At 34.8% G+C, this 26,880-nt stretch carries 21 protein-coding genes; 10 read left to right on the top strand and 11 right to left on the bottom strand.

The window, feature by feature from the left end; translation table 11 throughout:
• The first annotated feature begins 50 nt into the window (after positions 1-50).
• The 5 genes from ACIQ0M_RS05280 to ACIQ0M_RS05300 all read left to right on the top strand — a co-directional run bounded on the left by ACIQ0M_RS05280 (position 51) and on the right by ACIQ0M_RS05300 (position 7,109).
• Entirely contained in the window at positions 51-821 is a 771-nt protein-coding gene (locus ACIQ0M_RS05280; RefSeq protein ID WP_396150458.1) for an ABC transporter ATP-binding protein, read from the top strand.
• 55 nt (positions 822-876) lie between these two features.
• Positions 877-2,238, top strand: coding sequence for a DNA recombination protein RmuC (gene rmuC / locus ACIQ0M_RS05285; protein WP_396150460.1), 1,362 nt, complete (start codon positions 877-879; stop codon positions 2,236-2,238).
• Positions 2,239-2,357: 119 nt separating this feature from the next.
• The gene (locus ACIQ0M_RS05290; RefSeq protein WP_396150462.1) at positions 2,358-3,773 is read left to right on the top strand and encodes an Ig-like domain-containing protein; all 1,416 of its coding nucleotides are present in this window, start codon (positions 2,358-2,360) and stop codon (positions 3,771-3,773) included.
• Between the two features lie 29 nt (positions 3,774-3,802).
• On the top strand, positions 3,803-5,851 hold the full coding sequence (locus ACIQ0M_RS05295; protein WP_396150464.1) for an FG-GAP-like repeat-containing protein: 2,049 nt from the start codon (positions 3,803-3,805) through the stop codon (positions 5,849-5,851).
• A gap of 82 nt (positions 5,852-5,933) precedes the next feature.
• A complete protein-coding gene (locus ACIQ0M_RS05300; RefSeq protein ID WP_396150466.1) occupies positions 5,934-7,109 on the top strand; it encodes a GlmU family protein in 1,176 nt (391 codons plus the stop codon).
• A gap of 91 nt (positions 7,110-7,200) precedes the next feature.
• Here ACIQ0M_RS05300 and ACIQ0M_RS05305 read toward each other — a convergent pair whose 3' ends face one another.
• Positions 7,201-8,805, bottom strand: a complete 1,605-nt coding sequence (locus ACIQ0M_RS05305; RefSeq protein ID WP_396150468.1) for an ABC transporter substrate-binding protein — start codon at positions 8,803-8,805, stop codon at positions 7,201-7,203.
• Positions 8,806-8,899: 94 nt separating this feature from the next.
• Between ACIQ0M_RS05305 and mtaB the strand changes: the two genes are divergently transcribed.
• The gene (gene mtaB, locus ACIQ0M_RS05310; RefSeq protein ID WP_396150542.1) at positions 8,900-10,234 is read left to right on the top strand and encodes a tRNA (N(6)-L-threonylcarbamoyladenosine(37)-C(2))-methylthiotransferase MtaB; all 1,335 of its coding nucleotides are present in this window, start codon (positions 8,900-8,902) and stop codon (positions 10,232-10,234) included.
• A 108-nt stretch (positions 10,235-10,342) separates the two neighbouring features.
• On the top strand, positions 10,343-10,825 hold the full coding sequence (locus ACIQ0M_RS05315; protein WP_396150470.1) for a hypothetical protein: 483 nt from the start codon (positions 10,343-10,345) through the stop codon (positions 10,823-10,825).
• 5 nt (positions 10,826-10,830) lie between these two features.
• On the opposite strand, the gene ACIQ0M_RS05320 is transcribed toward ACIQ0M_RS05315, so the two are convergent.
• Together ACIQ0M_RS05320 and ACIQ0M_RS05325 are read right to left on the bottom strand one after the other, a co-directional pair.
• Positions 10,831-11,457, bottom strand: a complete 627-nt coding sequence (locus ACIQ0M_RS05320; RefSeq protein ID WP_396150471.1) for a methyltransferase domain-containing protein — start codon at positions 11,455-11,457, stop codon at positions 10,831-10,833.
• Positions 11,458-11,460: 3 nt separating this feature from the next.
• Positions 11,461-11,742 (bottom strand): GNAT family N-acetyltransferase, encoded by a 282-nt coding sequence (locus ACIQ0M_RS05325; protein WP_396150473.1) that lies wholly within the window; start codon positions 11,740-11,742, stop codon positions 11,461-11,463.
• A 172-nt stretch (positions 11,743-11,914) separates the two neighbouring features.
• On the opposite strand from ACIQ0M_RS05325, the gene ACIQ0M_RS05330 reads away from it, so the two are divergent.
• Genes ACIQ0M_RS05330 through ACIQ0M_RS05340 form a run of 3 tightly spaced genes read left to right on the top strand, consistent with a single transcriptional unit; the run spans position 11,915 to position 13,896 of the window.
• Positions 11,915-12,577, top strand: coding sequence for an alpha/beta fold hydrolase (locus tag ACIQ0M_RS05330; protein WP_396150475.1), 663 nt, complete (start codon positions 11,915-11,917; stop codon positions 12,575-12,577).
• 50 nt (positions 12,578-12,627) lie between these two features.
• On the top strand, positions 12,628-13,515 hold the full coding sequence (locus ACIQ0M_RS05335) for a lytic transglycosylase domain-containing protein (protein WP_396150477.1): 888 nt from the start codon (positions 12,628-12,630) through the stop codon (positions 13,513-13,515).
• Between the two features lie 9 nt (positions 13,516-13,524).
• A complete protein-coding gene (locus ACIQ0M_RS05340) occupies positions 13,525-13,896 on the top strand; it encodes a sulfite exporter TauE/SafE family protein (protein WP_396150480.1) in 372 nt (123 codons plus the stop codon).
• Here ACIQ0M_RS05340 and ACIQ0M_RS05345 read toward each other — a convergent pair whose 3' ends face one another.
• The 8 genes from ACIQ0M_RS05345 to ACIQ0M_RS05380 form a co-directional block, all read right to left on the bottom strand.
• Complete coding sequence (locus ACIQ0M_RS05345; protein WP_396150482.1) at positions 13,897-14,598, bottom strand: TlpA family protein disulfide reductase; 702 nt, start codon at positions 14,596-14,598, stop codon at positions 13,897-13,899.
• A gap of 120 nt (positions 14,599-14,718) precedes the next feature.
• The gene (locus tag ACIQ0M_RS05350) at positions 14,719-16,437 is read right to left on the bottom strand and encodes a family 16 glycosylhydrolase (protein WP_396150484.1); all 1,719 of its coding nucleotides are present in this window, start codon (positions 16,435-16,437) and stop codon (positions 14,719-14,721) included.
• A gap of 64 nt (positions 16,438-16,501) precedes the next feature.
• On the bottom strand, positions 16,502-17,437 hold the full coding sequence (locus ACIQ0M_RS05355; protein WP_396150486.1) for a glycosyl hydrolase family 17 protein: 936 nt from the start codon (positions 17,435-17,437) through the stop codon (positions 16,502-16,504).
• Positions 17,427-19,763 carry an MFS transporter gene (locus ACIQ0M_RS05360; protein ID WP_396150488.1) on the bottom strand — a complete coding sequence of 779 codons (2,337 nt, stop codon included), beginning with the start codon at positions 19,761-19,763 and terminating at the stop codon, positions 17,427-17,429. The genes ACIQ0M_RS05355 and ACIQ0M_RS05360 overlap by 11 nt, the downstream gene beginning before the upstream one ends.
• Positions 19,764-19,775: 12 nt before the next feature.
• On the bottom strand, positions 19,776-21,227 hold the full coding sequence (locus ACIQ0M_RS05365) for a glycoside hydrolase family 30 beta sandwich domain-containing protein (RefSeq protein WP_396150489.1): 1,452 nt from the start codon (positions 21,225-21,227) through the stop codon (positions 19,776-19,778).
• A gap of 60 nt (positions 21,228-21,287) precedes the next feature.
• Positions 21,288-22,538, bottom strand: a complete 1,251-nt coding sequence (locus ACIQ0M_RS05370; protein ID WP_396150492.1) for a glycosyl hydrolase family 17 — start codon at positions 22,536-22,538, stop codon at positions 21,288-21,290.
• Positions 22,538-25,990, bottom strand: a complete 3,453-nt coding sequence (locus ACIQ0M_RS05375; RefSeq protein WP_396150495.1) for a hypothetical protein — start codon at positions 25,988-25,990, stop codon at positions 22,538-22,540. Before ACIQ0M_RS05375 ends, ACIQ0M_RS05370 begins: the two co-directional genes overlap by 1 nt.
• Before the next feature lie 52 nt (positions 25,991-26,042).
• A complete protein-coding gene (locus ACIQ0M_RS05380) occupies positions 26,043-26,858 on the bottom strand; it encodes a family 16 glycosylhydrolase (RefSeq protein ID WP_396150498.1) in 816 nt (271 codons plus the stop codon).
• Between the last annotated feature and the right edge of the window lie 22 nt (positions 26,859-26,880).

Raw genomic sequence — 26,880 nt, forward strand, 5'->3', positions numbered from 1 at the left:
AAAACCTTAGTAACTCATAACCTCAGTACCTTAGCACCTCAAAAAAAAAAATGATTCTCCAAACCCAAAACCTTTCCATAGGCTATACCACCAAAACAACAACCAAAACCATTGCTTCTGAGGTTTCCATTCAATTGGAACCAGGAAAATTAATCGGTTTGGTGGGAGCCAACGGCATTGGAAAATCCACTTTGTTGCGAACGTTAACCGGTATTCAAAAACCACTTTCCGGAACGGTTTTATTAAATCAGAAATCAATCGAAACAATTGAACCTTTGGATTTAGCTCAGCAAATCAGCGTTGTTTTAACCGAAAAATTACCACCCAGTAATTTAACCGTTTATGAATTGATTGCTTTGGGAAGACAACCTTATACCAATTGGTTGGGAAAATTAACAGAAGAAGATAAAATTCAAATAGATAAAGCCATCCAATTGACTGAAATTCATCATTTAATCCATCAAAAACATTACGAAATCAGTGATGGGCAATTACAAAAAGTATTAGTAGCCAGAGCATTGGCTCAAAATACACCACTTATTGTTTTGGATGAACCCACCACGCATTTGGATTTATTACACAAAGTTTCACTTTTTAAATTGTTGAAAAAATTATCTATTGAAACCCAAAAATGCATTTTATTTTCTACACACGATATTGATATAGCTATTCAATTGAGTGATGAAATGATTGTCATGAATGGACAAACTGTGATTCAGGACCAGCCTTGTAATTTGATTTCGAAAGGTGTTTTTTCTTCTTTGTTTAAAAACGAACATATTCAATTCGATGCTTCAAAAGGGAAATTTGTAATCAAATAAATGTCGATTCATATCATTTTTACTTATTTTTACTTTTCAAAAAAATCATCGCCATATGTCAGACCTTATTCTTTTTACAATTGTATTCATTATTGCTTTAGCCATTGGAATTTTTATTGGAAAACAACTTTTTACAGCTCAATCCAAATCTGATAAATCAAGTTTAGAAGAACGGATTAATGGACTTTTAGCCCAAATTGACCAATTGAAAGTTCGTTTTCAAGAAGAGCAAAATCAATTTGCCAAAAATTTGGAATTAGAGAGAAAAGATAAAGAGGAAATTCGTCGCGAAAAAGATTCTTTATCCCTCCAACTCACCAAAAAGGAAGCCGATTTTGAAAATCTTTGGCAACGCAACAAAGAGCAAAAACAAGAAGTAGAGGAATTGCAAGAAAAATTTACCAAAGAATTTGAAAATTTAGCTAATAAAATTCTGGAAGAAAAAACAGTAAAATTTACAGAACAAAATAAAGAAAACCTTAAAATTATTTTATCGCCTTTACAGGAAAAAATTCAGCACTTTGAAAAGAAAGTCGAAGATACGCATAAAGAAAGTATTGATTACCACGCTGCTCTTCGTCAGCAAATTGTTGGATTAAAAGAGATGAATGAGCAAATGAGCAAAGAAACACTTAATCTAACCAAGGCATTGAAAGGTGACAGCAAAATGCAAGGCAATTGGGGCGAATTAATATTAGAACGCGTTCTTGAAAAATCCGGTTTAGAAAAAGGACGCGAATACGAAGTTCAACAAAGTTTTGTGACAGAAGAGGGCAATCGAGTGCAACCCGATGTAGTAATCAATTTACCCGATGGCAAAAAAATGATTGTCGATTCTAAAGTTTCGCTAACGGCATATGAACGTTATGCGAATGAGGAAGATGATTCGCAAAAAGTTGGATTTTTGAAAGACCATATCAACTCTATCAAACGTCATGTAGAGCAATTGAGTGATAAAAATTACCACGATTTGTATCAAATGGAAAGTCCGGATTTTGTCTTGTTATTTATACCAATTGAATCGGCTTTTGCGATTGCTTTGAATGAAGATAATTCCTTGTATAACAAAGCATTTGAGAAGAATATCATTATTGTGACACCAACTACATTATTGGCTACTTTACGAACTATTGACAGTATGTGGACGAACCAAAAGCAACAAGAAAACGCTTTGGAAATTGCCCGACAAGCCGGAGCTTTGTATGATAAATTTGAGGGATTGGTTTCGGATTTAATCAAAATTGGAAAAAAAATGGAAGAAGCCAAAATCGAGTATGGCAATGCCATGGGTAAATTGGTTGAAGGGAAAGGCAATCTTATTGGTAGCGTGGAGCGATTGAAAAAAATGGGTGCCAAAGCTAAAAAAGCACTACCTGAATCTATTTTAAAGCGAGCTGACGATTCAATAGATAATTAGTTTTTGATTTATTGCTTTGACGATAAATGTTGAAGATTATCGAAAAATTCAAAGTTATTAGACAAAAAACTTGTTCATTAAATAAATAATATGTTATTTTGAAGCATAAATAATAAAAGATGAAAAAGATTTATGGTGCTATTACTGCTTTTATTGCATTAGCATTATTTACCGCCTTCTTAATTTCTTGTTCTGACGATGATAAATACACAGAACCGGATGATTTACCGGTAGCTACGAATGATGTTTCTACATACATAGCCGGGAATGTGGCTGTTGTAAATATTTTAGAAAATGATACTACCGGTGACAATGTAAATCCTGCAAGTGTAAGTTTAGTTAATGGTGTTGATTCTGATTCAAACGGAACTGTAGATCGAAAAGAAATAGTAGGAGAAGGAATATGGACAGTAAATACTACCGGGGTTTTAACTTTTACTCCTGCTTTGAATTTTTTATCAAGTCCAACTCCAATTACTTATACTGTTCAAGATACTCAAGGTAATACTTCCAATCCAGCAACCGTTACATTGACCGTTATTTCAGGAGTTAATGTAAATTTATCTTTAGTTCCCTATCCAAAACTTTCCGATTACCAATTTTTTGTTGGTGTAATGAAGGATCAAAATCCTACTTTAGGTGTTTTGCCTTATGAACCTGCAAGTTCATTGTTTACCGATTATGCTTTAAAAAAACGATTTGTTTGGATGCCAGAAGGAACGTTGGCAACCTACAATGGTGATGGTAATGTGTTAGAGTTGCCAGTAGGAGCTGTGATTATTAAAAATTTTTATTACAATAATGTACAACCATCCAATACAACTCGTATTATTGAATCACGATTAATGATACGAAAGTCAACCGGTTGGATTTTTGCAGAATATGTTTGGAATGATGAGCAAACAGAAGCGTTTTTAGATATGAATGGAAGTACTACAGCCATTTCGTGGTTGGATGAAAACAATACTTCTCGAAGTGCAAATTACCGAATTCCATCCGAAGGAGAGTGTTTTGTCTGCCACAAATCAAATGAAGTTGCTATTCCAATTGGTATTAAACCACAAAATATTAATGTACCCTATGATTATGTTACAGGTTCTCAAAATCAATTGGCAAAATGGGTACAAATGGGTTATTTAGAAAATAATTTACCCTCAAACATATTAACCACTGTTAATTACAAAGATGAGTCACAACCTTTGGATTTGCGTGCACGATCTTATGTAGATATCAATTGTGCTCATTGTCATCGAAATAATAGTCATTGTGATTACCGACCGATGCGTTTTGCCTTCAGTGAATCTGCAGATCTAGGTAACATGGGTGTTTGTGTAAATACGCAAGATATGGCAGGATTTCCATCTGCATTGGGCAGAATTGTAACTCCCGGAAATATAAATCGTTCCATGTTATATCACCGTTTGAGTTCAACTGATCCGGCAGTGATGATGCCATTAGTAGGCAGAACTTTAGTTCACGAAGAAGGTTTAGCATTGATTGAGGCTTGGATCAATTCTCTGGGACCTTGCGAATAATTTTAAATAAATTTAACTAACTTATAATCATGAAAAAAATTACATTAATTTTATTTTTACTATCCGGAGTTTTTTCTGCGATAGCTCAGACGACTTGTGCTGAGCCAACCGTGTTGAGTGGCCCTGGGCTTTATTTAGTAGATGGTATCAATGGTGCCGATGTAGCAGAACCTATTTGTGCAGAAAATGGTTTAATTGAAAACAACGCTAAATCAGAATGGTTCAGTTATACACCTAGCGAAAATTACACTGTGACTATTACAACTGACATAGATGAAAATACACCAAGAAGAGATACTCGTTTTCATGTATATACCGGAAATTGTGGTAATTTATCCTGTTTTGCTGGTGATGATGACAGTGGTGTTGGGGATACAAATTATTCCTCTATAGCAACTTTTAACGTTACTGCAAATACAACTTATTTGATAGCTTTTGACAACAGATGGTCTACGGGTAATTTTACCTTTCAATTGATTGAAGCACCTGTAGAAGTTGTGCCGGGAAATCCTGTTACATTTAGTAACATGAACGTAAGTAGTATTAGCAGTCAGTATAACATTTGTGTGGTTGATATGAATGCGGATGGAATGGATGATATTGTTGGAGTAAGTTCCACTAATATTCGTATCCACACTCAAAATGAAAACGGAACGTTTAGTTTTGCTGATTATGTAACAACAACTGCGGAGAATATGCCAAGTTGGAGTTTAGCTGCCGGTGATTATAATCGTGATGGCGTTAATGACTTAATGTATGGTGGGGGAAGTGGTGTAACTTTTATGAAGTCAAATGAATCAGGTTTTGAGCAAGTTAGTTTTGAACCTTATGTTTTTTGTCAGCGAACTAATTTTATTGATTTGAACAACGACGGACATTTAGATGCATTTTCTTGTCATGATGTTCAACCTAACGTTTATTTTTTGAATGATGGAACTGGAGAGTTTGATTTTTATCAATCAAATGTTACTCCAGGTGCAATTTCTTTAGGGATTTTCCCTTCAGGAGGAAATTACGGTTCAATTTGGATTGATTATGATAATGATGGTGACCAAGATTTGTTTATTGCGAAATGTAGAGGTGGCTCTAGCGGAGCTAAATTCAATGAACTTCATAGAAATAATGGTGATGGAACTTTTTCAGATGTTTCTGTAGATTCAAACCTTCGTGATCCTCTTCAAACATGGTCATCCGCTTGGGCTGATTTTGATAATGACGGAGACATGGATGTTGTTGTTGGAGCAAGTTCTTTTGCTGACGGTTCTCATAAATTTATGGAGAATAATGGTGATGGCACTTTTTCAGATATTACCGCTGGATCAGGTTGGGATACCAATACTAGTACAAGTATAGAACATATTGCACATGATTTTAATAATGATGGTTTTGTAGATGTAATGGGAGGTGGATCTAAAATTATGTATAATTTAGGAGATGGTACTTTTGTAGCTTCTTCCACTGGATTTGGTGTAGCTGCTGTAGGAGATTTGAATAATGATGGTTTTCTAGATTTTCAAACCGGAAATACTTTACGTTTAAACAATGGTAATAGCAACAATTGGATTAAATTCAATCTACAAGGTGTTGAAAGTAATAGAAATGGAATTGGTGCCAGAATTGAAATTTATGGTGCATGGGGAAAACAAATTCGTGACGCTAGAAGTGGTGACGGTTTTGAATACATGAGTTCATTAAATGTACACTTTGGAATTGGAGAAGCTACCACTATTGACCAAGTTATTGTTCGTTGGCCTTCAGGAATTGTAGATACTTTTAACAATCCTGATCCAAACCAAATAATGTCTGTAGTTGAAGGTTCTACTTTATCTGTCGGAGATAACGCCTTTTCATCTTTTTCAGTTTATCCAAATCCTGCTACAGATTTGGTAACAATTAAATCCAGTTCATTAGTACAAGTTGTGTCTGCTGAATTGTATGACATGAATGGTAAAAGAGTATACGAATCTGCTGTGGTAAACGAAACGATTTCTATACAATCACTTGCTGATGGTACTTATATTCTTTTAGCAAAAGACAGCGAAGGAACATTATCAACACATAAGTTGATTAAACAATAAACAACCTAACCAAACTAAATTTTAAAAAGCCCTCCATATTGTGAGGGCTTTTTTATAACTTTGAATTTCAAAAAAAATAAAAATGAACTACATACTTTTTGACGGACCGGTTCGTAATGCACTTTTACCTTTTACATTCACACGTCCGGTAGCTGATATTCGCATCGGAATTTTAACCATTCGTGAAAAATGGGAGAAATATTTAGGCTATACCACCACAACCATTACCGAAGAATACCTATCTGAAAAATACCCAATGGTTGAAATGGATGAAAATATCTTAATCAATTCCTCTTTCTTACCGAATGAAGTATTGGTAGAAATGATCAAAAGCTTAGAAAAAAACCAAGCTATTTTTAAAGGGGATGAAGTAGTGGCTTTTTATACCAATGATACCCAAGAAGAAGTAGATTTTGATTCGTATGAAATCATCGATTATAACGAAGAAGGTCTCCGTATCGAAAACACTTGGGATATTTTTGCCAAAAATGATGCTGCCATCCGCGAAGATTTTGAATTGTTAACCGAAGGTAGAACATCACAACCCATTCCAAAAAGTGTGAATGTAATTGCTCCTGAAAATGTATTTATTGAAAAAGGTGCAAAACTTGAATTTGTTACGTTAAACGCTTCAACCGGACCGATTTATATTGGATATAACGCTGAAATCATGGAAGGTTCTGTCATTCGCGGTCCATTTGCCTTATGCGAAGAAGCACAAGTGAAATTAGCCACTAAAGTGTATGGAGCTACAACCGTTGGTCCACATTGCCGAATTGGTGGTGAAGTAAATAACTCCGTTCTGTTTGGCTATTCCAACAAAGGACACGACGGATTTTTAGGAAATGCGGTATTGGGTGAGTGGTGCAATATTGGAGCGGATTCAAACAATTCTAATCTCAAAAATAACTACGAAGAAGTAAAATTATGGAGCTACGAAACAGGTGGTTTTGAAAAAACCGGTTTACAGTTTTGCGGACTCATGATGGGTGATCACAGTAAATGTGGTATCAACACCATGTTTAACACCGGAACGGTTGTTGGTGTTTCTACCAACATTTTCGGTAGCGGATTTCCACGAAATTTTGTGCCGAGTTTCAGTTGGGGAGGAGCTGCCGGGTTTACAACCTATATCACTAAAAAAGCGTTCGAAACCGCTCGTATTGTGATGTCTCGCCGTCATGTTGAATTCACCGAACAAGATGCGAAGATTTTAGAGCATGTGTTTGAAGAGACGAAGAAGTGGAGGAAGGAGTAATTTATTTTTGTTTCTCGCAAAGTCGCAAAGTCGCCAAGTTTTTCTTTGCGTCTCTGCGTCTTTGCGAGAAATCACTTTTGCGAGCCAAGATTTAAATCTTCCTAACCTTTTTTAAAGATAACAAATTCAACGGATTAATTCCCAAACCTTCCACATTTTTTCTCGTAAACCGTGCCACTTTATCATAAAACAAAGGAATTATAGGAGCTTCTTCAATGATGATTTGATCCATTTGTTGGTATAGTTCAAATCGCTTGGCATCATTGGTTTCTAAAAAGGCTTTTTCGTATAAGACATCAAATTTAGCATTCGAAAAATGCGTATAATTTGGTCCGTTGGGTGCAAAGTTTTTACTGTAAAAAAGCGATAAATAATTCTCCGCATCCGGGTAATCGGCAATCCAACTCGCTCTGAAAAAAGTCACTTTTCCGGTCGCAATTGCTTGGCGTAAAGTGGATGGCGGATTCACATCAATCTCCACATCCAAGCCGATTTTTTGCCATTCGCGTTGTAAGAATTCCCCAATGTCAATGTAGGTTGCATTGGTACTCAAAACGATTTTTGGTTTTTTAATGCCGGTTTCTTTGACAAATTCAGCCACTAATGCTTTAGCTTTTTCAGGGTCAAAATCATAGCCTTTTTGGTTGTTAAAACTCGGCATACCGCTAGGAATGATTCCACTTGTGGCCGGAATTCCCATGTTGTTTCGCAAATACGTAATCATCTTTGCTCTATCAAAACCATAATTCAAGGCTTGACGAATGCGTTTGTCCAAAATCGTTTTATCCGAACCATCCATTCTGAAACCCAGATATTCGGTGTTGAGGTAAGAACCGCTAATCAAATTTACATCATCTGCATATTTTGGTTGTAATTCGCCTTTTTGTGTCAGAATTTCATCTTTATAAGAAGGGTCTAAACCGGAAACAAAGTCAATTTTTCCTTGAATAAATTCTAAAAAACCACTTTGTTTGTCAGGTAAAAAAGTAATGGCAACAGCTTCTAAATAAGGTAATTGCTTTCCGTTTTCATCTTTTTCAAAATAAATGGGATTTCTTCGCAAGACCAATTTTACATTTTCTTCCCAAAATTTAAATTGAAATGGGCCGGTTCCGATGGGTTTGGTTCTAAAATCGTAATTCGGACTTTCGATGATTTCTTTTGGAACAACCGACGCATATTTCATCGATAACAATCCCAAAAAAGCCGGAAATGATTTAGTTAATTTTATTTCAAAAATCGTATCATTTATTGCTTGAAAACCTTCCACATTTTGCAAAATCCATCCGCCCGGCGAAGCGATTTTTTCGTCTTTCAAACGATTCAAACTGTATTCAAAATCACTTGCTTTCACAATTCGGGTGGAATCTTTCCCAAACAAATGATGCTTGTGGAAATAAACATCACTTCGAAGTACAAATTGATAGGTTTTTCCATCTTCCGAAATCGTCCAACGTTTAGCAATATCGGGCTGAATGTGTAAACTATCATCCAACTGAACCAAACCATTGAACAATTGATTACACGCCCAAATGATGTTTTGCGATTTGGAAAAGGCGGGATCTAACGTGGCAATGTTTGCACTTTCATTGTATCTGAAAACGAGGTTGTCATTGGTTTCCGCTTTCTTATTTCCACAGGAAATGAATACTGTAAAAAAGTAAAATAGTGATAGATAGCGAAGTAATGATTTCATTTTACCAAATATTGTGTGTAAATTTGCACTCTTTTTAATAGGGTAAATATAAGTAAAGAAACCCTTTTTCCAATTTTAGGAAATGCAGAATATGATAGCAAGCCCAAAAAAAGTCGCTTTTTACACATTAGGCTGTAAACTGAATTTTTCAGAAACGTCTACTATTGCTCGAAATTTTCAACAAGAAGGTTTTGAACGCGTTGATTTTGAAGAAGTTGCTGATGTTTATGTGATTAATACCTGTTCGGTGACCGAAAATGCTGATAAACAATTCAAACAAATTGTCAAAAAGGCATTGAAAAATAACGCGAAAGCATTTGTGGCTGCGGTGGGATGTTATGCTCAATTGAAACCTGAAGAATTGGCTGCCGTGGATGGTGTAGATTTGGTTTTGGGTGCGACAGAAAAATTTAAAATTACCGATTATTTGAATGATTTGACCAAGAATGATTTAGGCGAAGTACATTCTTGTGAGATTGAAGAAGCTAATTTTTATGTGGGAAGCTATTCCATTGGCGACCGAACCCGAGCTTTTTTGAAAGTGCAAGACGGTTGTGATTATAAATGTACCTATTGTACCATTCCTTTAGCTCGTGGGATTTCTCGCAGTGATGAATTGCAAAATGTGTTGAAAAACGCTAAAGAAATTTCGCAGCAAGGCATCAAAGAAATCGTGTTAACCGGTGTGAATATTGGTGATTATGGCAAAGGTGAATTTGGTAATAAAAAACACGAACATACTTTTTTAGAATTAGTACAAGCGTTGGATGAAGTAGAAGGTATTGAGCGATTGCGAATTTCGTCTATCGAGCCGAATTTATTAAAAAACGAAACGATTGATTTTGTTTCCAAAAGCCGAACTTTTGTACCGCATTTTCATATTCCGTTACAATCAGGGAGCAATGACATTTTGAAGAAAATGAAACGTCGTTATTTGCGAGAATTGTACGTAGATCGCGTGAACAAAATCCGTGAAGTAATGCCCGATGCGTGTATTGGTGTGGATGTGATTGTCGGTTTTCCCGGTGAAACGGATGAGCATTTTTTGGAAACCTATCACTTTTTGAATGACTTGGATATTTCTTATTTGCATGTTTTTACCTATTCTGAAAGAGATAACACAGAAGCCGCTGAAATGGATGGAGTTGTGCCGGCCAATATTCGTTCCAAAAGAAGTAAAATGCTTCGTGGTTTGTCTGTAAAGAAAAGAAGAGCGTTCTATGAAAGCCAACTCGAAACAACGCGAACCGTTTTGTTTGAAGCCGAAAATAAAGAAGGCTACATTCACGGTTTTACCGAAAATTATGTAAAAGTAAAAACCCCTTGGAATCCGGAATTGGTGAATACGTTACACGAAATCAAACTGACGAAGATTGATGAAGATGGTTCGGTGAGGTTGGAATTTGTGAGGGATTTAGCGGTTTTGTAAATTTCATTGAAGGAGATGCTATTAGAGAAGATTGATGTAGAGAAATCAATTAAAAGTCAGAAGGTTTATAGAAAAAATTCCTTTATTGAAAAAGTAATTGATTTTTTAATGAATTTACTTTTTATTATAGTATTTCCATTTATTGCTTTTATAAATTTGAAAAGAAGTTTAAATATTGGTGCAGATATTTTTTTTCCAACAACCCTTTTTATTATTACTTTATTGCTTACTATTTCATTTTTTTACGCTTTGCTAAATATTAACAAATTGCGAAAAATAAAAGGTCTTTCTCCTAAAGAAAATAAAAAAATTATCACTCATATATTTGAAAGCCTAGAATGGCAGATTTACAGAAATAACATTCAATTTACACAAGCTACATTAGATTGGAATTGGTTTTCATTTGATTATGGCAAAGAAATAATTGTCCTCTATGAAAATGAAAGTATATTAATTAATTGTGTTTCTTATGGACGTGGTGATTTGAAATTGTTTACACATTGGTTCATCAACCGTAAAAAGGAAAATGAAATAATTAAAGAGTTTGAGAAACAAATTAAAATGAAGATAGAAAAACAAACAAATCTTTAATTAAATTACCTCACAAACACAGTCACTCTTCCTTCCATCGTATAACTCGAAAACCCAATATTTCTACTAATCCATTCCATTGTTTTCGGATGATAGAAGAACACATGGGAATGGTCATTTTTGTAATACCACGAATCAAAATTTTGAGTTTCAGAGAAAAAATCGGTCATGCAGATGAGTTTTCCGCCGGGTTTAAGGAGTTGGTATAGTTTTTTAAATTCCTCAAACGGATGGTGAAAATGTTCAATCACTTCGCAACACGTGATGTAATCGTATTGTTTTTCCAAAACTTCCGGATGGTTGGAAAAGAACGGATCGTATTCTACTATGTTGTACTTTTTGTCTTTCAATAATTTCACAATCACCGAGTTGGTTCCGGCACCAAAATCTAAACCGGAATGTTTGGGTGTAAAATCGTCTAGTACTGCTTTCACAATAGGCGATGCAAATTGCTGATAGCCTTTATCATTTACATCATTATTGTGAAATTCGTAGTGCTTTTTTTCTTCTGCTTCTGTAAGATAGTTTTTATCATCTAAAAAAACAGAAAAGCAACTGGTACAAAAATAAAACTCACGGTGTTGGTGTGTATAAAAATGATTGGATGGCGAAGAACAAAGCGGACATTTCATAATTTATAATTTTATACCGGGAGGAAGTAGTTCTTTGTAAACCGGATTTTTTCTGAAAAAATGAGCTACTTTAGGATGAGTAGGGACCACTTTAAATTTTCGTTCTTCAGCTATTGAAAGAACTGCTTTGATGAAATCGTTAATTAGTTCTAGGTTAAGGTCTTCCGGATGATTTAATTTAGTTAAAAACAACTTTCTTTCTTGCACAGCATATTCCATGACCAATAAACCGAGATCGGTTTGGGTTTCAAATTGTCTTAATAATTGATTGTCTTTGATTTCCATACTTTTGGTGGGTTAGGAAAATGAATTTAGTTTACGCAAAGGTACGGATTTTAAAATTTTTTTCTTTCATAAAGAATGTTAATGTCTGCTATTGCTAAAATTATCAGTAAATTAACTACCAATTCAATTCTGTTTCGTATTAATGTTTTAATTTTGAATTTAAATAATTGTTATGGAAAAAATTCCGGTTTATTTCATGCCCGGATTGGCGGCAAGTACGTCAATTTTTGAACGAATCGAATTGCCTCAGGATCAATTTGAGATGTTTTTGTTAGAATGGATACTTCCAAATCCAAAAGAGTCCTTAACAGATTATGTAATTCGTTTATCTGAAAGTGTAAAACACAAAAATCCGGTTTTGATTGGCGTTTCATTTGGTGGTGTTATTGTGCAGGAAATGGCAAAAGTGATTCCGGTGAAAAAAACAATCATTATTTCAAGTGTAAAATCCAACAAAGAATTTCCAAGACGTTTAAAAATTGCTAAATCAACCAAAGTTTATAAGTTATTACCGACCGGATTAGTTCAAAATGTGGAAGCTTTATCAAAATTTGCTTATGGCGATACGGTGAAGCAACGTTTGAAGTTGTATGATCGCTATTTGTGTGTGCGAGACAAATGTTATTTAGATTGGGCCATTGAAACAATAATTCTTTGGGATAGAACGGATCCTGATGCAAATGTAGTGCATATTCACGGTGATGCTGATGATGTATTTCCCATAAAATATATTCAGGATTGTACCGTTGTAAAGGGTGGAACACACATCATGATTTTGAATAAATTCAAATGGTTAAATGAAAATTTGCCAAAAATTATTTTAAATGCTAGTTGAGTTGAGTTGATTTTTGTAGTTTTACAAATAACAAATAAATAAAGTTAGGTATGAAAAGGATAAGAAATGTAGCAATTGCAGTTGTTTTGATAGGATTGAGTGGTTTTTTTGTTTACTCAACTTCCAAAAAAATTGTCGTGACCGAAAAGAGAGAAGTCTTAGCACTTCCTTTGGAAATTGATTTTGCCGGTGAAAAAACGCCTTTGCACATTGCCGATGTTCGTGAACGTTTGGATAGAGAAATGGTTATCAACACCAATTTGCATTCTACCACAACGTTAATTCTTAAAAGAGCAAATCGTGCTTTCCCGATTATCGAGCCGATTCTGAAAAAATATGGTGTTCCGGATGATTTTAAGTATTTAGCTGTAATTGAAAGCGGCTTAGCCAATGTTGTTTCGCCAGCCGGTGCAAGAGGAGTTTGGCAATTTATGCCTGAAACGGCGAAAGAGAAAGGCATGGAAGTTAATGATTTTGTTGATGAACGTTATCATTTAGAAAAATCAACAGAAGCAGCTTGTCGTTATCTTTTGGACGCAAAAAATAAATTTGGAAATTGGACTTTAGCTGCTGCTGCCTATAATGGTGGGATGGGAGGCGTAAATAAACAAATAACCAATCAGCAAGTGACAGATTATTATGATTTGTTGTTGACGGAAGAAACTTCTCGTTATGTATTCAGAATTTTGGCTTTGAAGGAAATCATGAAAAACACTACGAGATATGGTTTTGAAATTCCGAACGAGCAATTGTATCATCCAATTGAAGTGAAAAAGATTGAGGTAGATTCTACCATAACTGATTTGGCTACCTTCGCTAAAAATCAAGGCATTAACTATAAAATTTTAAAGCTTCATAATCCGTGGTTGCGTGATAAAAAGTTGGAAAATAAATCTAAAAAAGTTTATACATTAGAAATTCCTACTGAAGGTTATTAATCTTATATAATGAAAATGACAATTTCAACATTGCTTTTGTTACTCTGTATCGGATTGTTAGCCGGATTGTTAAGTGGATTAATTGGCATTGGCGGTGGAATTATCATGGTACCATTACTCTTGCTTTTAGGCATGTCGCAACACGAATCACAAGGAACCAGCTTAGCTGTTCTCTCTGTTCCGGTGACTGCTTTAGCGGCATTCAATTACTATAAAGAAGGCTATGTTGATTGGAAGTATGCTGCAGTTATTGCTGTTTTTTTTGTGATTGGAGGTTATATTGGAAGTAAGTTCGCCATTCAGATAGACGAAAAAATCCTAAAAAAGATTTTTGGTTTCATATTATTGCTTGTTGCCGGTAAACTAATTTTCGGGAAATAACTAATTCGTTACAAGCATTCCTTTATTTTCCTCTTTCATTTTGGTAAGTTCTGTCAGTCGTTCTTTAAAAACCGTGTAGTTCATTTCCATGGCTTTTTTGGTTGGTGTTTTTAAAGGAGTAGGAGAGGCACCTCGTTTTATATTGACAACTTGTAAATGTTCATCTATCAAATAGCATGTTGGAAAACCTAAAGTTTCTCTCATGCTTTCGACAATTTCATCATCATTTTTATAATTTTTGTGTGCATAGCAGACTTCAATGTGGCTATTAAATTTTTTTGCAAACTTTTTCACTTCTTGTTTTTTACCCCAGACGATTACGATAAATTCAACGTCCTTATTTTCTTTAGCTAATTTATTCAAAGCAGGAATTTCACCTTTTCCGGGAACACACCACGCTGCGTAAGTGATTAAAAAAATAGGTTTTTTAACCTTACTCATTTTGAGTTTTCGGTTGGAAACCCTTTTTAAGGTGTAATCATTAAATTTTGAGCCAATGAGTTGATTTTGAACTAAACTGTCAAACAAAAACTGGCCTCTTTCAAAATCACCAACGCGATATGCCTCATTGCTTTGTGACTTATACTTATGAAAGTTAGTACGAACAGCTTCTGTAAATAATTTAGGAGAATCCTCAACGGTTTGACTTAGAAGGGCTAAGTTTGAGGTAACAAATACTAATATGAGAATAATTTTTTTCATATTTAAAGTAATTTGATTCAAACAAAGCTATTTAATTTTATTAACAAATCCAAAAAATAACGGTTAATAACCTGTTAATAAGTTTAATAGTAAATAAATAGCTACAAAAAAGACTTAGGTTTATTTCACAATCATCTTTTTGACACTCTTTTTATTTCCTTGATAAACAGATACAACATACATACCTTTTGATAAATTTTTGATATTTATGGGTTCATTTAAGGAGGAAGAAACCAAAACCAACTTACCGAGTAAATTGTGAATTTCTATTTTGTCAATCGCAACAGCTGAATTGATGTGCATGTATTCGTTTGCGGGATTTAAAAAAGTAAATAAATCAACTTCAGTTGTTGGATCAATGGTTAGTGTACAATCATCACCAACTACATATGTAAAATATTTGGTTACAGATAATCCTCCTGCAAAAGCAAATTTAACAGCATAACTGATGGTCGAACCCATTGTTTGTCCTGTGATAGTATAGGTATAAATATTTCCCGAAACATTTGCCATCTGATATTCAGTAAACGGATTTTGTCTCCATAAGAAAGCAACCACACCAACTTTGTCTGTGTCTAATAACTCAAATGTAATTTTTACATTGTTTCCAATGGTTTCAAAAGCATAATTATAACCAATTGAGAACGTACCTTGTTGGGCTTCGGTATCTGAACCTGAGCAACCTGTTACTCCCGTTGTTGTGGCACTCAGAAGAATTGGATTGTTAGTGAATTCGTTACCGGTAACATCACTTGCGGAAACTGAAAAATTATAGGTAGTGTTAGGAGTTAAATTCGGAATGATGACTGATTTTTCTTCCCCGGAAGGATTTGCCGTTGTAATATTTTCACTACCATAACTTATGGTGTAGGCTACATTTCCAGAATTATCATCGGCATTGAGTAACAATTCTATAGTTGAGCTTGTCACTTCTCCTACAGATGCTGTAAAATTAGTTGGACCTTCAGTATCAACCAATGTATTTTGATAAACTCTTACGTAATCAATTTCCATTCTTGCTTGCGTAAAATTGGATGGAATGTTTCCGGCAACACCACCCATTGCAATATTTAGTAAAAGGTATTGTTCGGCATTAAAAGGCCAATTGTTAGGATTTTTAACGGTTGGATTATAGGTGTAGAAAGCCACACCGTCAAGTAAAAATGTAATTTCGAAAGGGGACCAATTCATAGAATAGACATGAAAATCATTTCCTAGGTTTGAGGCAATTGTACCACCAATGTTAACGGTATTTCCATACGAGGAAGGCGTGTGTAAAGCACTTTGAATATAATTTGTTGGTTGAGAAGGTGTTATTCCATGTTCCATGATGTCAATTTCACCACAGGCAGGCCAACCTGTATTTCCGAATGCTGCATCAAAAAAACCACCGTCTTCATTGACATTTTTTCCTAACATCCATAAAGCTGGCCATGTTCCCTGATTGGTTGGTATTTTCGCTCGGATATCCACTCGACCATAAAGAAATGCAAATTTTGAATTTAAACGAGCAGATGTATATTGTTTGGTAACCCCTTGATTAGTGTAGGTTTCCTTTTTTGCTACAATATTTAAAAAACCATTGTTTACAAACGAATTGGTAATTAGGTTGGTATAATGTTGCACTTCACCATTGAACCAGCTTCCACCGTTTGGAAGTTGTGTTTGATGATGCCATTTGGTAGAATTTATTGCTCCGTTTGTATCAAATTCATCAGACCAAACTAAATCATTGTACACTACATCAACTTGTGCATCGGTATGGTAAGTAGTCAGTACGAATGATAAAATAAGCACTAAAAAACTTCTGTTTTTTATACTAATTGATTCTTTTTTCATAGCTTTTTTTGAAGGTTAAACCTTTGGATTTTAATGTTTATTGTATAAAAAATATAGCGTTTTTTTATTTTTTTTCTTGGTATTTTAGTTCTTCATTTTTATCCCACAATCCCCAGTAAGCACCAACTTCTCCTTCCGGTCCAACTTTCCACGATTCATCAAAAGAAGAAAAGTAGAAAATTTCAATATTGTTTTGTTCTGACCAATTTTGTGTATCGATAAAATATTTCATAGCGTTTTCTTCAGAAGCAAAAGCTCCTTTGAGCGATCCACCTTGACTTGGCCAACCTGTTTCAGTAATAATTACTCGTTTTCCGTTTCCGGCTTGTTTAGCGGATTCATACATGCTTTTCATGTGATGGAAGGCATATTCAATCGGGCATCCTTCCCAATAAGGATAGCAGTTCGTTAAAATTACATCACAAGCTTCGGTAATTCTCGGACGATGTGAAAACTCGTAATAAGCATCCACATAACCAACCGGAATGTTTGGAAGAGCTTCTTTCACACGATGAATGTATTCCAATAATTGATCTTCTGTTAAATCGTTTCGGTACATTACTTCATTGCCAACGGCAGCAATTGTTACACAACCTTCGTTAGCCAGTGAAATTAAAGCTTCGATTTCGATTTCATTTTTTTCTAAATCATTTCCAAGCCATGCACCAACCAACGTTTTCATTCCATTTTGATGTGCAATTCTTGGGATGTGTTCATTTCCTTCAATACAAGAAAAAGATCGCACCCATTTGGCATAGGGTTTTAAGATTTGAATACGTCGGTTTACTTGTTCGCCATAAATAACATCACCCGGTTTTTGATGATTTTCATACATGCTGAAACAAATGCCATGCATCCCTTTATTTAAGGTTTTTAACCATAATTTGGATAATTCCTCTGAAGTATACTCGGAGATTTGTATTTCCGGATGATTATTTTCTCCACCAGTATAATTTTTATTTTCATCGAATGAAAAATAATGACCTTCTCTAAATGACATACGTATCTGTTTTTAATTCAAATTTTAGCTTTTCGTTTTTATCCCAAATTCCCCAAGCGGCTCCAACAGTTCCTTCTTGTTTTACTTTCCATGATTCGTCGAACGAGGAGAAATAGAATAGCTCAATCGCATTGTTATTTGCCCATTCCTGTGCTGCTATAAAATAGTGCATAGCATTTATTTCAGACGGAACAGCTTCTTGAACACTTTCACCTTTGCTAGGCCAACCGGTTTCAGCGATAATGATTTTCTTTCCATTAGCTACCGATTGTGTGATTTCTAACATATTTTGTAAATAAGATAGAGCATAATCGGAATTCGCACCTTCCCAAAAAGGATAAAAATTAACCAAAAGCACATCACAAGTAGAAACCAACGCGGGTCTGTCTAAGAATTGGTAATAAGCATCAACATAGCCAACGGGAATGGAAGGAATGGCTTCTTTCACTCTTTTTAGATAACCAATGAGTTCTTGTTCTGAAATTTCATTCCGATGTAACACTTCGTTTCCAACAGCGGCTATATCAACTAGACCTGCTTTTGCCAGTTTAATAAGGTTTTCAATTTCTTTTTCATTTCTATTTCTATCATTGCTTATCCAAGCACCTACCATTGTTTTTAGCCCTTTTTGGTGAGCAATTTCAGGGATTAATTCGTTTCCTTCGGTACATGAAAATGAACGAATCCACTTGGTATGTGGAGCTATTATGTCTAATCGTCTTTTAATTTGATTGGAAGAGAGAATATCACCTGCTTGTTGTCCTTCTATGTATGGACTAAAACTAAGTCCGTGAAGGCCATCATTGAGTATTTCGGCATAACGAATTTTTAACTCAGATTCGTTTTTCGTAGTAAACTCAATAGCACTGATAGCGTTATTTTTAACCAATGATTTTAATTTACCCGGTAAATAGGAAGACGATTCTACGTTTTTATTTGCTTTTCTTTTTGCTAATTCGGCACTAATTTCTCTCGCCTTTTTTTCATCAACACTATAATCACTCATTACCCAAATAGCGATTAAAGTACCAATCATTGGAATGGCAGAGAAGAATAATCTCAATTCAAACATTGTTTCATAAGTTTGAGTAGGTGCTCCTGATTTAAAATCAATGAAGGACAAAATCAATCCGCTTAATAAACCGGCAATGGCTAAACCAAATTTGACCATCCACCAGTAGATTGCACCGAAAATACCCTCTCTACGCTTGCCAGTGTTAAGTTCATCAATATCAATAACATCTGATGTCATGGACATCATTAAAGTAAATAAACTTCCAATTCCAAAGGAGATAAAAGGTAAAGCAAAAAGAAACAAGTAAGGTTTACCCGGTACGAACAAGAATAATAAAGATACATAACCAATGATGGATATGCCTTGCGACCAAATAAATGCTTTCTTTTTCCCCATTACTTTAGACATTTTCGCAACTACAGGGATAATTAAGAATGTTGTAAACAATGCTCCAACACATCCGAATAAAGTAGGCCAAATGCCTTGTCCATCACCATTGAATAAATAATATTTAATGATAAAAAATGAAAATCCGGCAGTTGTATTAAAGGCATTAAAAATGAAAAAAGTAGCAATACATAACTTTCTAAATGGAACTATTGTTAAAGCTTCTTTGAAACCTTGAATAATAAGGTCAAAACTTCTACTGGCATTTTTTAAGTTTAAGGGTTCGTAGTTTTCATTTAAAGTAGATTTACTTTTAATAAAAATTCCGGGTATTATAGCAAGAATTGTACAAAATATAGCCGCATAAACAGCTAGTGTTCTTGTTGCTTCTTCTGCTGAAGGAAAAAATGAAACATCATACATGATTACCCAAAGCCAAGGAGCAAAAACCCACGCTAATTGTCCAATTAATTGTGAGGTGGCCATGATACTGGTTCTCTCATGAAAATCATCACTCATTTCATAGCCCATCGCTACAAAGGGTACGCTAAATATTGTTATCCCTAAGTAAAAAACTAAGGATACAATCATAAAGTAGTAAAAATTATAATTTACAGAATCATCAGCATATAATTGCCACATAAAAGCAAATGAAATACCTGTAATTAAAGCACCAATAATCACATATTGTCTTCTTCGTCCCCATTTCGATTTGGTATTGTCTGTAATAAAACCCATAATTGGGTCTGTAATTGCATCGAATAATTTAGGTATAAAATAAATTGCACTAAGCATCCAACCCGGAAATCCCAGTTTATCTATTAGAATAACAATAAAAATTCCTAGCATTGCAGGAAACAGTTGATTGGCAAGCATACCAAGACCAAATGCCAGTTTTTGACTGAATGGTACTTTATTTTGCATAGTTTAAAAGTTTTATTTAATCACAATTGTTTGCAAAGCTTTTGCTGGAATTGTGATGCTTGTTTTATTGTTATTAAGTTTTATTTCAATGGAATGACTCTTCTCGGATGGATTAAAAATTGCAACTGCAATAGTTCCATCCGGATTTTTTACAGCGGTAGCCATTAGTTCTTTATGATCAATCGTACAACCTATTTTTACAGCTCCCGGACGCATGAATTTGCTAAAATGTGCCATTACATAATACAATGGTGTAAAATAGACTTCATCTTTTTCAGGGTCAACAATTACCGGAGCTACGCACCAGTTTTTAAACCAATTTGGTCCACCTTGACGGTCTAAAACCATATTCCAATCTACCCAACCATCTACCCAATTGTTTAAACAACCGATAATATCACCAGCATAACGATTCACCGGGGCATATTTCGGATGTAAGTGTTTGTCTTTTTCACTTGCCCAATCCCAACCCCAATCGGTAGCTTCTTTTTTCCAATACCAAGCATCATCTTTCCAATGTGGGATTTCGGAATCTATACAACCTTCCGTTTCAATTAAGTATTTGTTTGGAGCTTTTTTGTGAGCATATTGCAACTGCTCCGGGAAAAAATCATAGGTACTTTCATACCAATGAATGGCCGTTCCGGCGAAGTATTTTGATGTTTCTTCGTTTTTATACATGGCATCCACCCATTCCGGTAATCCGGCTCTGTTTTGGTCGTAGCCGAAGATTTTTACATCCTTCCAACCGTCTTTTTCTAATTTTGGTCCGAGATGATTTTGTACAAATAAAGTCATCTCCTCCGGTGAAAATAGCGTACTTTCCCAGTTGTTTCCGTTTCCATGCGGTTCATTGATCACGGTAACTCCCCAAATATCAATACCTTCTTTTTTATAAGCCTCTAAATATTTTGAAAAGTATAGGGCAAAGGCATCATTGTATTCGGGTAATAATTTTCCGCCAACGTAATTTTTATTGTCTTTCATCCAAGGCGGGCAGGACCAAGGCGACGAAATGATTTTAAAACCATCTTTAGAAATCGCTTTTGCTTCTAAAATCATTGGAATTAAATCGTTTTTATCATCTTCAATGGTGAAATTTTCCATTAAAGTGTCGTTTTCCAATTTGGCATAGGTGTAATTGCTTAATGAAAAATCGCAAGACGCAATGTGAGTTCTAGTTAAGGAGTACTTTGCACCTTCTTCACCAAAATAGGCGTCCAAAATTTTCTTTCTGTTTTCTTTACTCAATCGATTGAGTAAATAGGCCGAAGCTTCCGTAAATGAACCACCAAAACCTGTTATGGTTTGAAATTTTTCTTCCGGATTGATGTTGATTACAATCGGATTTTCATTTGGTGAAAATTCAGTTACTTTTGTCAACAAATTTCCACTTTCAGAAGTTTGATATACTTCAACTTCTAACTCTTTTGTATCGGAACAACTGGTCATAAAAAAAGTCATAATTAACGATAAGGTTAATAAATTGATTTTGTAATTTATGTATTTACATTTCCTCATTGCTTAATTTTTTAAAATTAATGTAGGCGTTTTTACATCTGACCACATTGCTTTTTCATCTCCATTATAGGTTTTTGTAATTTGCTTTCCGTTTCGGGTTAAACCTTTAAATGTTTCATTATCCACTTCATTCCAAAGTGCATATTTGGCTTCATTTTGTAAATTTATTAATCCAAAATGATTTTCAGAACCGGACGGATTGGCACTGTCTTTCCAATTTTCATCAAAAGCTTCAAAATAGAAACAGGAAACTTTTTGTTTGTTGCTCCATTCACGCATTAATTTATAAAATTGTGCGGATTTGTATTCATCGGTAGCTTTAGAACCATCATTTCCATAATGTTCGTTGGATTGTGTTGCCCAACCGGTTTCTCCAATATGAACGGGTTTGTTTACACCAATTGATTTCATGTAAGCCACCACACTATTGTATTGACTGATGGCGTAATCTCTCGAACGAAGCATGGCAGCATCAATCTTTTCTTTGTCAGATAATTGTTGTTCACTTTCTTTTATTCCCCAAAAAACCGGATTATAATGCGTGTCGTGCATAGGGTAGGTGTGCATGGAGATATAATCAACAGCTTTGATTAATTGATTCAAATCTTCCACATGATATTCATTTCCGCCACCGCCCCAAGAGGCAAAATTGTCGGAACTAGTAATTAATACGTCTTTAGGTAATTTATTTTCCTTCTTCAAATTCTGAAGATGATTCACCCATTTTAAAATGATATTTGGAGTGACATAATAACTAGTTGCCCATTTCACCATCGCTTCATTTCCCACAGCAATAATTTTTACTACATCAGGATATTGATTGGTTAATCGAACGGCTTCCGCAATTTCAATGGCGTTTCGATCGCTTTCTTCGTTATGAATCGGAGGCAAATTTGTCCATGCGTTTTTGCAATCTATCCAAGCACCCAACATGACATACATTTCGAAATTGGCGTTCTCTTTTTTTAATTCGGTAATGGCTTTTAATAAATTGGAAACTTCTTCATAATGCACATTATACGTTCGTAAAACTTTAATGTTTAAGGCAAATAGTAATTTTAAATCTTCTTTTATTTCTGCTATTGTGGGTTGAATTTCGCGAGAATTCGTTCGATATCCTCCGTAACATATAGCTTGATAATTTGTGTTTCCTAAAATCATTTTGGCAGTAATTTCTTTTGAGACTAAATTTTTATTGTCTTTTTGATTACATGATAGAACCATGAGGAATATGATGTAAATCAACTTTTTCATTATCGTAAATTATTCGCGGTTAATGAAACTGTAATTTTTGTAATATCACCGGTTCTATCAAAAACTTTTTTACTGTTTTTATAGTCTAATTCTAAGCTTTCAATGGTTTCTTCAATTCCGTTTTGATAAGTAAGTTTGATATCGTTTACCTGATCAATTTTATAAATAACTGGAACTTGACAAACGGTAAATGCCAGGCAATCTTTATCAAGTGTAATGGTTTTTGTTTGACCGTTTACCAATGAAAAAGTTGCTTCCTTTGGCTGGGTTAAAAACTCATTTTTGTGTAATAAATTAGGTTGAAATTGAAGTTTTCCTTGGTTCATTTTTACTCCTAATTCTCCAATTCTGGTAAGAATATCTTCTTTCACTTGACCTGTCATTCCCGGTTGTTGAGCTCCCTTGTTAAATGGCGTGTGCGAATAAGGATCAGTTGGAAATGCACCGTAAACCTCAGGTGATTTATGAACGCCAATTCCATTTCCAATTTCATAGAAATGAGAAATTAATTGGTCAATAACTTCTTTATTTTCTTGGTTTGCAATAGCTGAATCAGTTACTTCATAAATGGAAAGATAAAGTTTAGAAACCATGTGCCAGTAAATTGAACCCAAACCTTCATAACCATAAAACGTTCCGGAACGACCTGTGAATGCTTTGTGGTTGAATACATCTTCAAAAATTTGCAACACTTTTTCAGCATCTTTGGCAACTAAATCTTTAAGATGTTCTTGCTTTCCAAGTTCTTCTAAAGCATTTTTAACATCATTAGCATTATGGAAATTTCCATTAAAATGAAATCCACCTTTGCTATCTTTATTAATTAATTGAAAATTGTGTTGCTGAAGTAATGTTTGCATTAATTCAGACGTTTCAACTTTCTCTTTTGGAATTGTATTTTTTTCTAAAAACTTTGGAAGATCTTTATTTGGATATAAGATATAACTTTGTTGATCGGGTCGATACAACGAACTATTTCTCAATGCATTTAGCACATCAAGTGATTCTTTTCCGCTTAAATAGCCAGAACTTAAAACGGCCACTTGACCCTCTAACATTTCCGGTAAATAGGAAATAGTAACGCCGTTGTTTTCAATTGACATTAAGTTATAGGCATGAAATAATTTGTCTTGTCTTTGATTAGCATTGATAGCATGTTCGATGAATGCTAAACTAACTTTCGTAAACGTTTTTAAACCATCCATAGAATGTGTTCTCTTTTTACCCCAAAACCCACTATTGTAAATTTGATGACGGTAATCAGAGGCCGCTTTTCCTAAAGCATCGACAATTTTTTTTCTGTCTTCGTTGTGGATAGAAGCAGAGAGTAACGGTTGAAAGGCAATTAAATTTTCGCGAATGGCATGATAAAATTCAACCATTTCGTTGGATATTTTAATGGTTTCTTGGTTTGAATTATCCAATAGTTGCTCGAAGAATTTCAAAAATCTCCTTAAATAATAGAGCGTTACCATCGAGACTCCGTTTCCAACCAAGGCATTATTTGCATCGTTCCATTCAGGACGTTGGGTGTTCATCCAAATACCGGCTTCGGGAATAAAATTGGACATTTTTGCTAAAACTGTTGCCAGGATTTTTTCTATCAAATTGACATGATAAATCTCGTCGTTATTGTCTCGCAACAAAGCACCGTCTGCACCGATTGCACTTCTTCTTTTATTGATTTTTGCTTCCCACTCGTGGCTGTAAGCAATAGTGTCTTTTGAGTTTTGTACAATTTCCTCATACGATTTAATGATATAAGGAACAGCAGCATACACAAAACAATCTTTATCGAAGTAGGAATTTAATTTTCCGGGTTGGTATTTTTCGATAAACTCTAAAAATTTCAGCAAATAAATGATTTGATGGTCGCCCCAATAACCGATGTATGACCACGGATTGTCTGGTTCGATAGCCTCCCAATCAAAACCACTTTTGGTTACTCGGTACGGATTATATCCATCAAAAGTGGAAGCATTCAAGAATTTATGAATCATTCCGTCAATAAAATCAGGGAAAGCGTAGGCGAGGGCTTCCCAGTTTTGGAAGATGTCACGCCAGTTTCCTTCGTAATCCAATATTTTTGAGCCGTCTATTTCACTTCTTGTGTTGATGGAAAACTTATTCCATGGGCGACTTGGGTCACCGTGTCTTCTACTAAATTTCAGCGGAAGGTACTCTATACATAATCGAATTAAATCGGCATCATCCAACTTTTCTATACGTTTTTGTAAATCGGAATAGTCGAAAGTGGTTGGTAATTCATTTAGAAAGGATTTATTGTTTTCAAAAACAAGTTTGTTTGCTTTTGAGATGTACGAGGTAAAATCGCCTTTCTCAATTTGATAATTGTTATCAAAAATTCCGCCTCGCATGATATTGAACAGCACATTAGAAAAATGGCGGGTATCTTTTCGGGCATCAGCTGTGAATTGTAAACCATCTGCCGTAGCATTTAAAGCGATGAGGTTTTGCGTACCAAGATTCATATCATCAACCACTTTTTGTTCCAGCGATTTATCAGTACAAATAGCAGCCGCTAATTCAATGATTTGTGCTTGATTTTGATTAACATTGGCGATTATTTTCCAACTTTTAGAAGAATTACCACCTAAATTCAAATTAGTAGAAACAAAATAGGCACCTTTTTCACCTTTTATATCGGTTTCAGTTGTAGGCATTTGATTTTTACGAAAAGCAGCAACTTGTTTAGATGAAAGCAAATAAGTTGGATTTTCCAATCCTAACGACCACGCGATGTTGGCTTTGAGAGCTTCACTCGGTTCGGCTTTATCCACGATGATGGCACTGAGTGCAAAAATGCCCAATCCGCTGTTTTCTTCTAATTCGCTGCGTTTGTAAGCATCTACCAGATTACTGGTAGTTGCTTGCAAACCGCTTTCTACACCATGCGGAAGAATATTTTGAATTCCGTCTAACAGTGTAATTTTATAATTTTTGTCTGAATCGTTTATGATTTCTGAAGTTCGTACAAAGCCAAATGCGTTGCTCGAATTCCAGTGGTATCGAAACGTGAATTGCAAATCATGAAAAGTTTCTTCAAATATGATTTTATTACCGTACGTATTCTTGTATAAATTTCTACTAATGTTGTATTGATCATTGAATCGTTCGGAAAAAGGTTCCCAAATTAATGTGTTGTCATCTGTATGAATTTGAAAAATCGATTTACTTCCGGTGATATCGGCAAATTCTGTGATTTTATCATCGGTGTAATAGGGGAAGAGGGCGAATTCTGCATTTTTTCTTCCGGCTGATAATCCTCCATTACTGGAAATAAACATCCAATGATTGGAGTCACTTACGATGCTCATGAAAAAGGGTCGCATGCAATCGGAGTTTTCTATTTTATAATAACTTTCTCCTTTGATACTAACCATTTCCATGGATATTGATTTCTCTTTTTTGTCTAATTCTTCAAAATTCATAGTATACCGACTTTGGCTCATATTTTTTAACTGTAACTTTTTTTTGCTTTTTTTATTCGTAAACTCTTATGTAATCAACTAACATAGTTTGAGGGAATGAGGTATCAGCATTTGGAGAACCTGGTAAATTTCCTCCAACTGCCATGTTTAAGATAATATAAAAAGGTTGATTAAATACCCATTCACCATCCACATCAGCAGGAGTAATTTGGTTGTATAATACATCATCAACATAGTAATTGATATAATTTTCACCCCATTCTATTCCAAAAATGTGAAAATCGTTATCAAATCTATCATTTGGCAATGTGTATGTTTTTCCAAAAGAATCACCACCGGAATAGCCTGGTCCGTGAACGGTTCCAAATACTTTTGTAGGTTGATTTCCAAGGTATTCCATAATATCAATTTCACCACATTGCGGCCAACTTACTTGATCAATATTAGCTCCAAGCATCCAAAATGCAGGCCATAAGCCTTTTCCCCATGGCAATTTAATTCTAGCTTCAATTCGACCATATTTTTGTTCAAATTTTCCTTTGGTTAAGATTCTGGCAGAAGTGTAGGAAGAACCCAAAAATAATTCCCGACGAGCTGTAATTTTTAACATTCCGTCTTCTACAGTTATATTTTCCGGTCTGTCAGTATAATATTGTAATTCATTATTACCCCATCCGTTGTTTCCGGTTCCAATATCAAAACTCCATAAAGCAGAATTTGGAGCACCGTTTGTGTCAAATTCTTCCTGCATTACTAATTGTGTTTTAGTAACTACTTGTTGTTTTTCGTCTTCGGAACAAGCCATGAGTAATAAAAATGAACTTGCAAAGAGAAAACTTTTTTTATTTAAAATATATCTTAATTTCATTCGTTTTTTTTTAATAAATTAG

Origin of the sequence: Flavobacterium sp., assembly GCF_044339515.1 — a bacterium.
Classification (GTDB): domain Bacteria; phylum Bacteroidota; class Bacteroidia; order Flavobacteriales; family Flavobacteriaceae; genus Flavobacterium.

Bases quoted from the DNA above. Each gene is read 5' to 3' on its own strand.
- ACIQ0M_RS05280 (WP_396150458.1), top strand. From the start codon at position 51: ATGATTCTCCAAACCCAAAACCTTTCCATAGGCTATACCACCAAAACA.
- rmuC (WP_396150460.1), top strand. From the start codon at position 877: ATGTCAGACCTTATTCTTTTTACAATTGTATTCATTATTGCTTTAGCC.
- ACIQ0M_RS05290 (WP_396150462.1), top strand. From the start codon at position 2,358: ATGAAAAAGATTTATGGTGCTATTACTGCTTTTATTGCATTAGCATTA.
- ACIQ0M_RS05295 (WP_396150464.1), top strand. From the start codon at position 3,803: ATGAAAAAAATTACATTAATTTTATTTTTACTATCCGGAGTTTTTTCT.
- ACIQ0M_RS05300 (WP_396150466.1), top strand. From the start codon at position 5,934: ATGAACTACATACTTTTTGACGGACCGGTTCGTAATGCACTTTTACCT.
- ACIQ0M_RS05305 (WP_396150468.1), bottom strand. From the start codon at position 8,805: ATGAAATCATTACTTCGCTATCTATCACTATTTTACTTTTTTACAGTA.
- ACIQ0M_RS05315 (WP_396150470.1), top strand. From the start codon at position 10,343: ATGAATTTACTTTTTATTATAGTATTTCCATTTATTGCTTTTATAAAT.
- ACIQ0M_RS05320 (WP_396150471.1), bottom strand. From the start codon at position 11,457: ATGAAATGTCCGCTTTGTTCTTCGCCATCCAATCATTTTTATACACAC.
- ACIQ0M_RS05325 (WP_396150473.1), bottom strand. From the start codon at position 11,742: ATGGAAATCAAAGACAATCAATTATTAAGACAATTTGAAACCCAAACC.
- ACIQ0M_RS05330 (WP_396150475.1), top strand. From the start codon at position 11,915: ATGGAAAAAATTCCGGTTTATTTCATGCCCGGATTGGCGGCAAGTACG.
- ACIQ0M_RS05335 (WP_396150477.1), top strand. From the start codon at position 12,628: ATGAAAAGGATAAGAAATGTAGCAATTGCAGTTGTTTTGATAGGATTG.
- ACIQ0M_RS05340 (WP_396150480.1), top strand. From the start codon at position 13,525: ATGAAAATGACAATTTCAACATTGCTTTTGTTACTCTGTATCGGATTG.
- ACIQ0M_RS05345 (WP_396150482.1), bottom strand. From the start codon at position 14,598: ATGAAAAAAATTATTCTCATATTAGTATTTGTTACCTCAAACTTAGCC.
- ACIQ0M_RS05350 (WP_396150484.1), bottom strand. From the start codon at position 16,437: ATGAAAAAAGAATCAATTAGTATAAAAAACAGAAGTTTTTTAGTGCTT.
- ACIQ0M_RS05355 (WP_396150486.1), bottom strand. From the start codon at position 17,437: ATGTCATTTAGAGAAGGTCATTATTTTTCATTCGATGAAAATAAAAAT.
- ACIQ0M_RS05360 (WP_396150488.1), bottom strand. From the start codon at position 19,763: ATGCAAAATAAAGTACCATTCAGTCAAAAACTGGCATTTGGTCTTGGT.
- ACIQ0M_RS05365 (WP_396150489.1), bottom strand. From the start codon at position 21,227: ATGACTTTTTTTATGACCAGTTGTTCCGATACAAAAGAGTTAGAAGTT.
- ACIQ0M_RS05370 (WP_396150492.1), bottom strand. From the start codon at position 22,538: ATGAAAAAGTTGATTTACATCATATTCCTCATGGTTCTATCATGTAAT.
- ACIQ0M_RS05375 (WP_396150495.1), bottom strand. From the start codon at position 25,990: ATGAATTTTGAAGAATTAGACAAAAAAGAGAAATCAATATCCATGGAA.
- ACIQ0M_RS05380 (WP_396150498.1), bottom strand. From the start codon at position 26,858: ATGAAATTAAGATATATTTTAAATAAAAAAAGTTTTCTCTTTGCAAGT.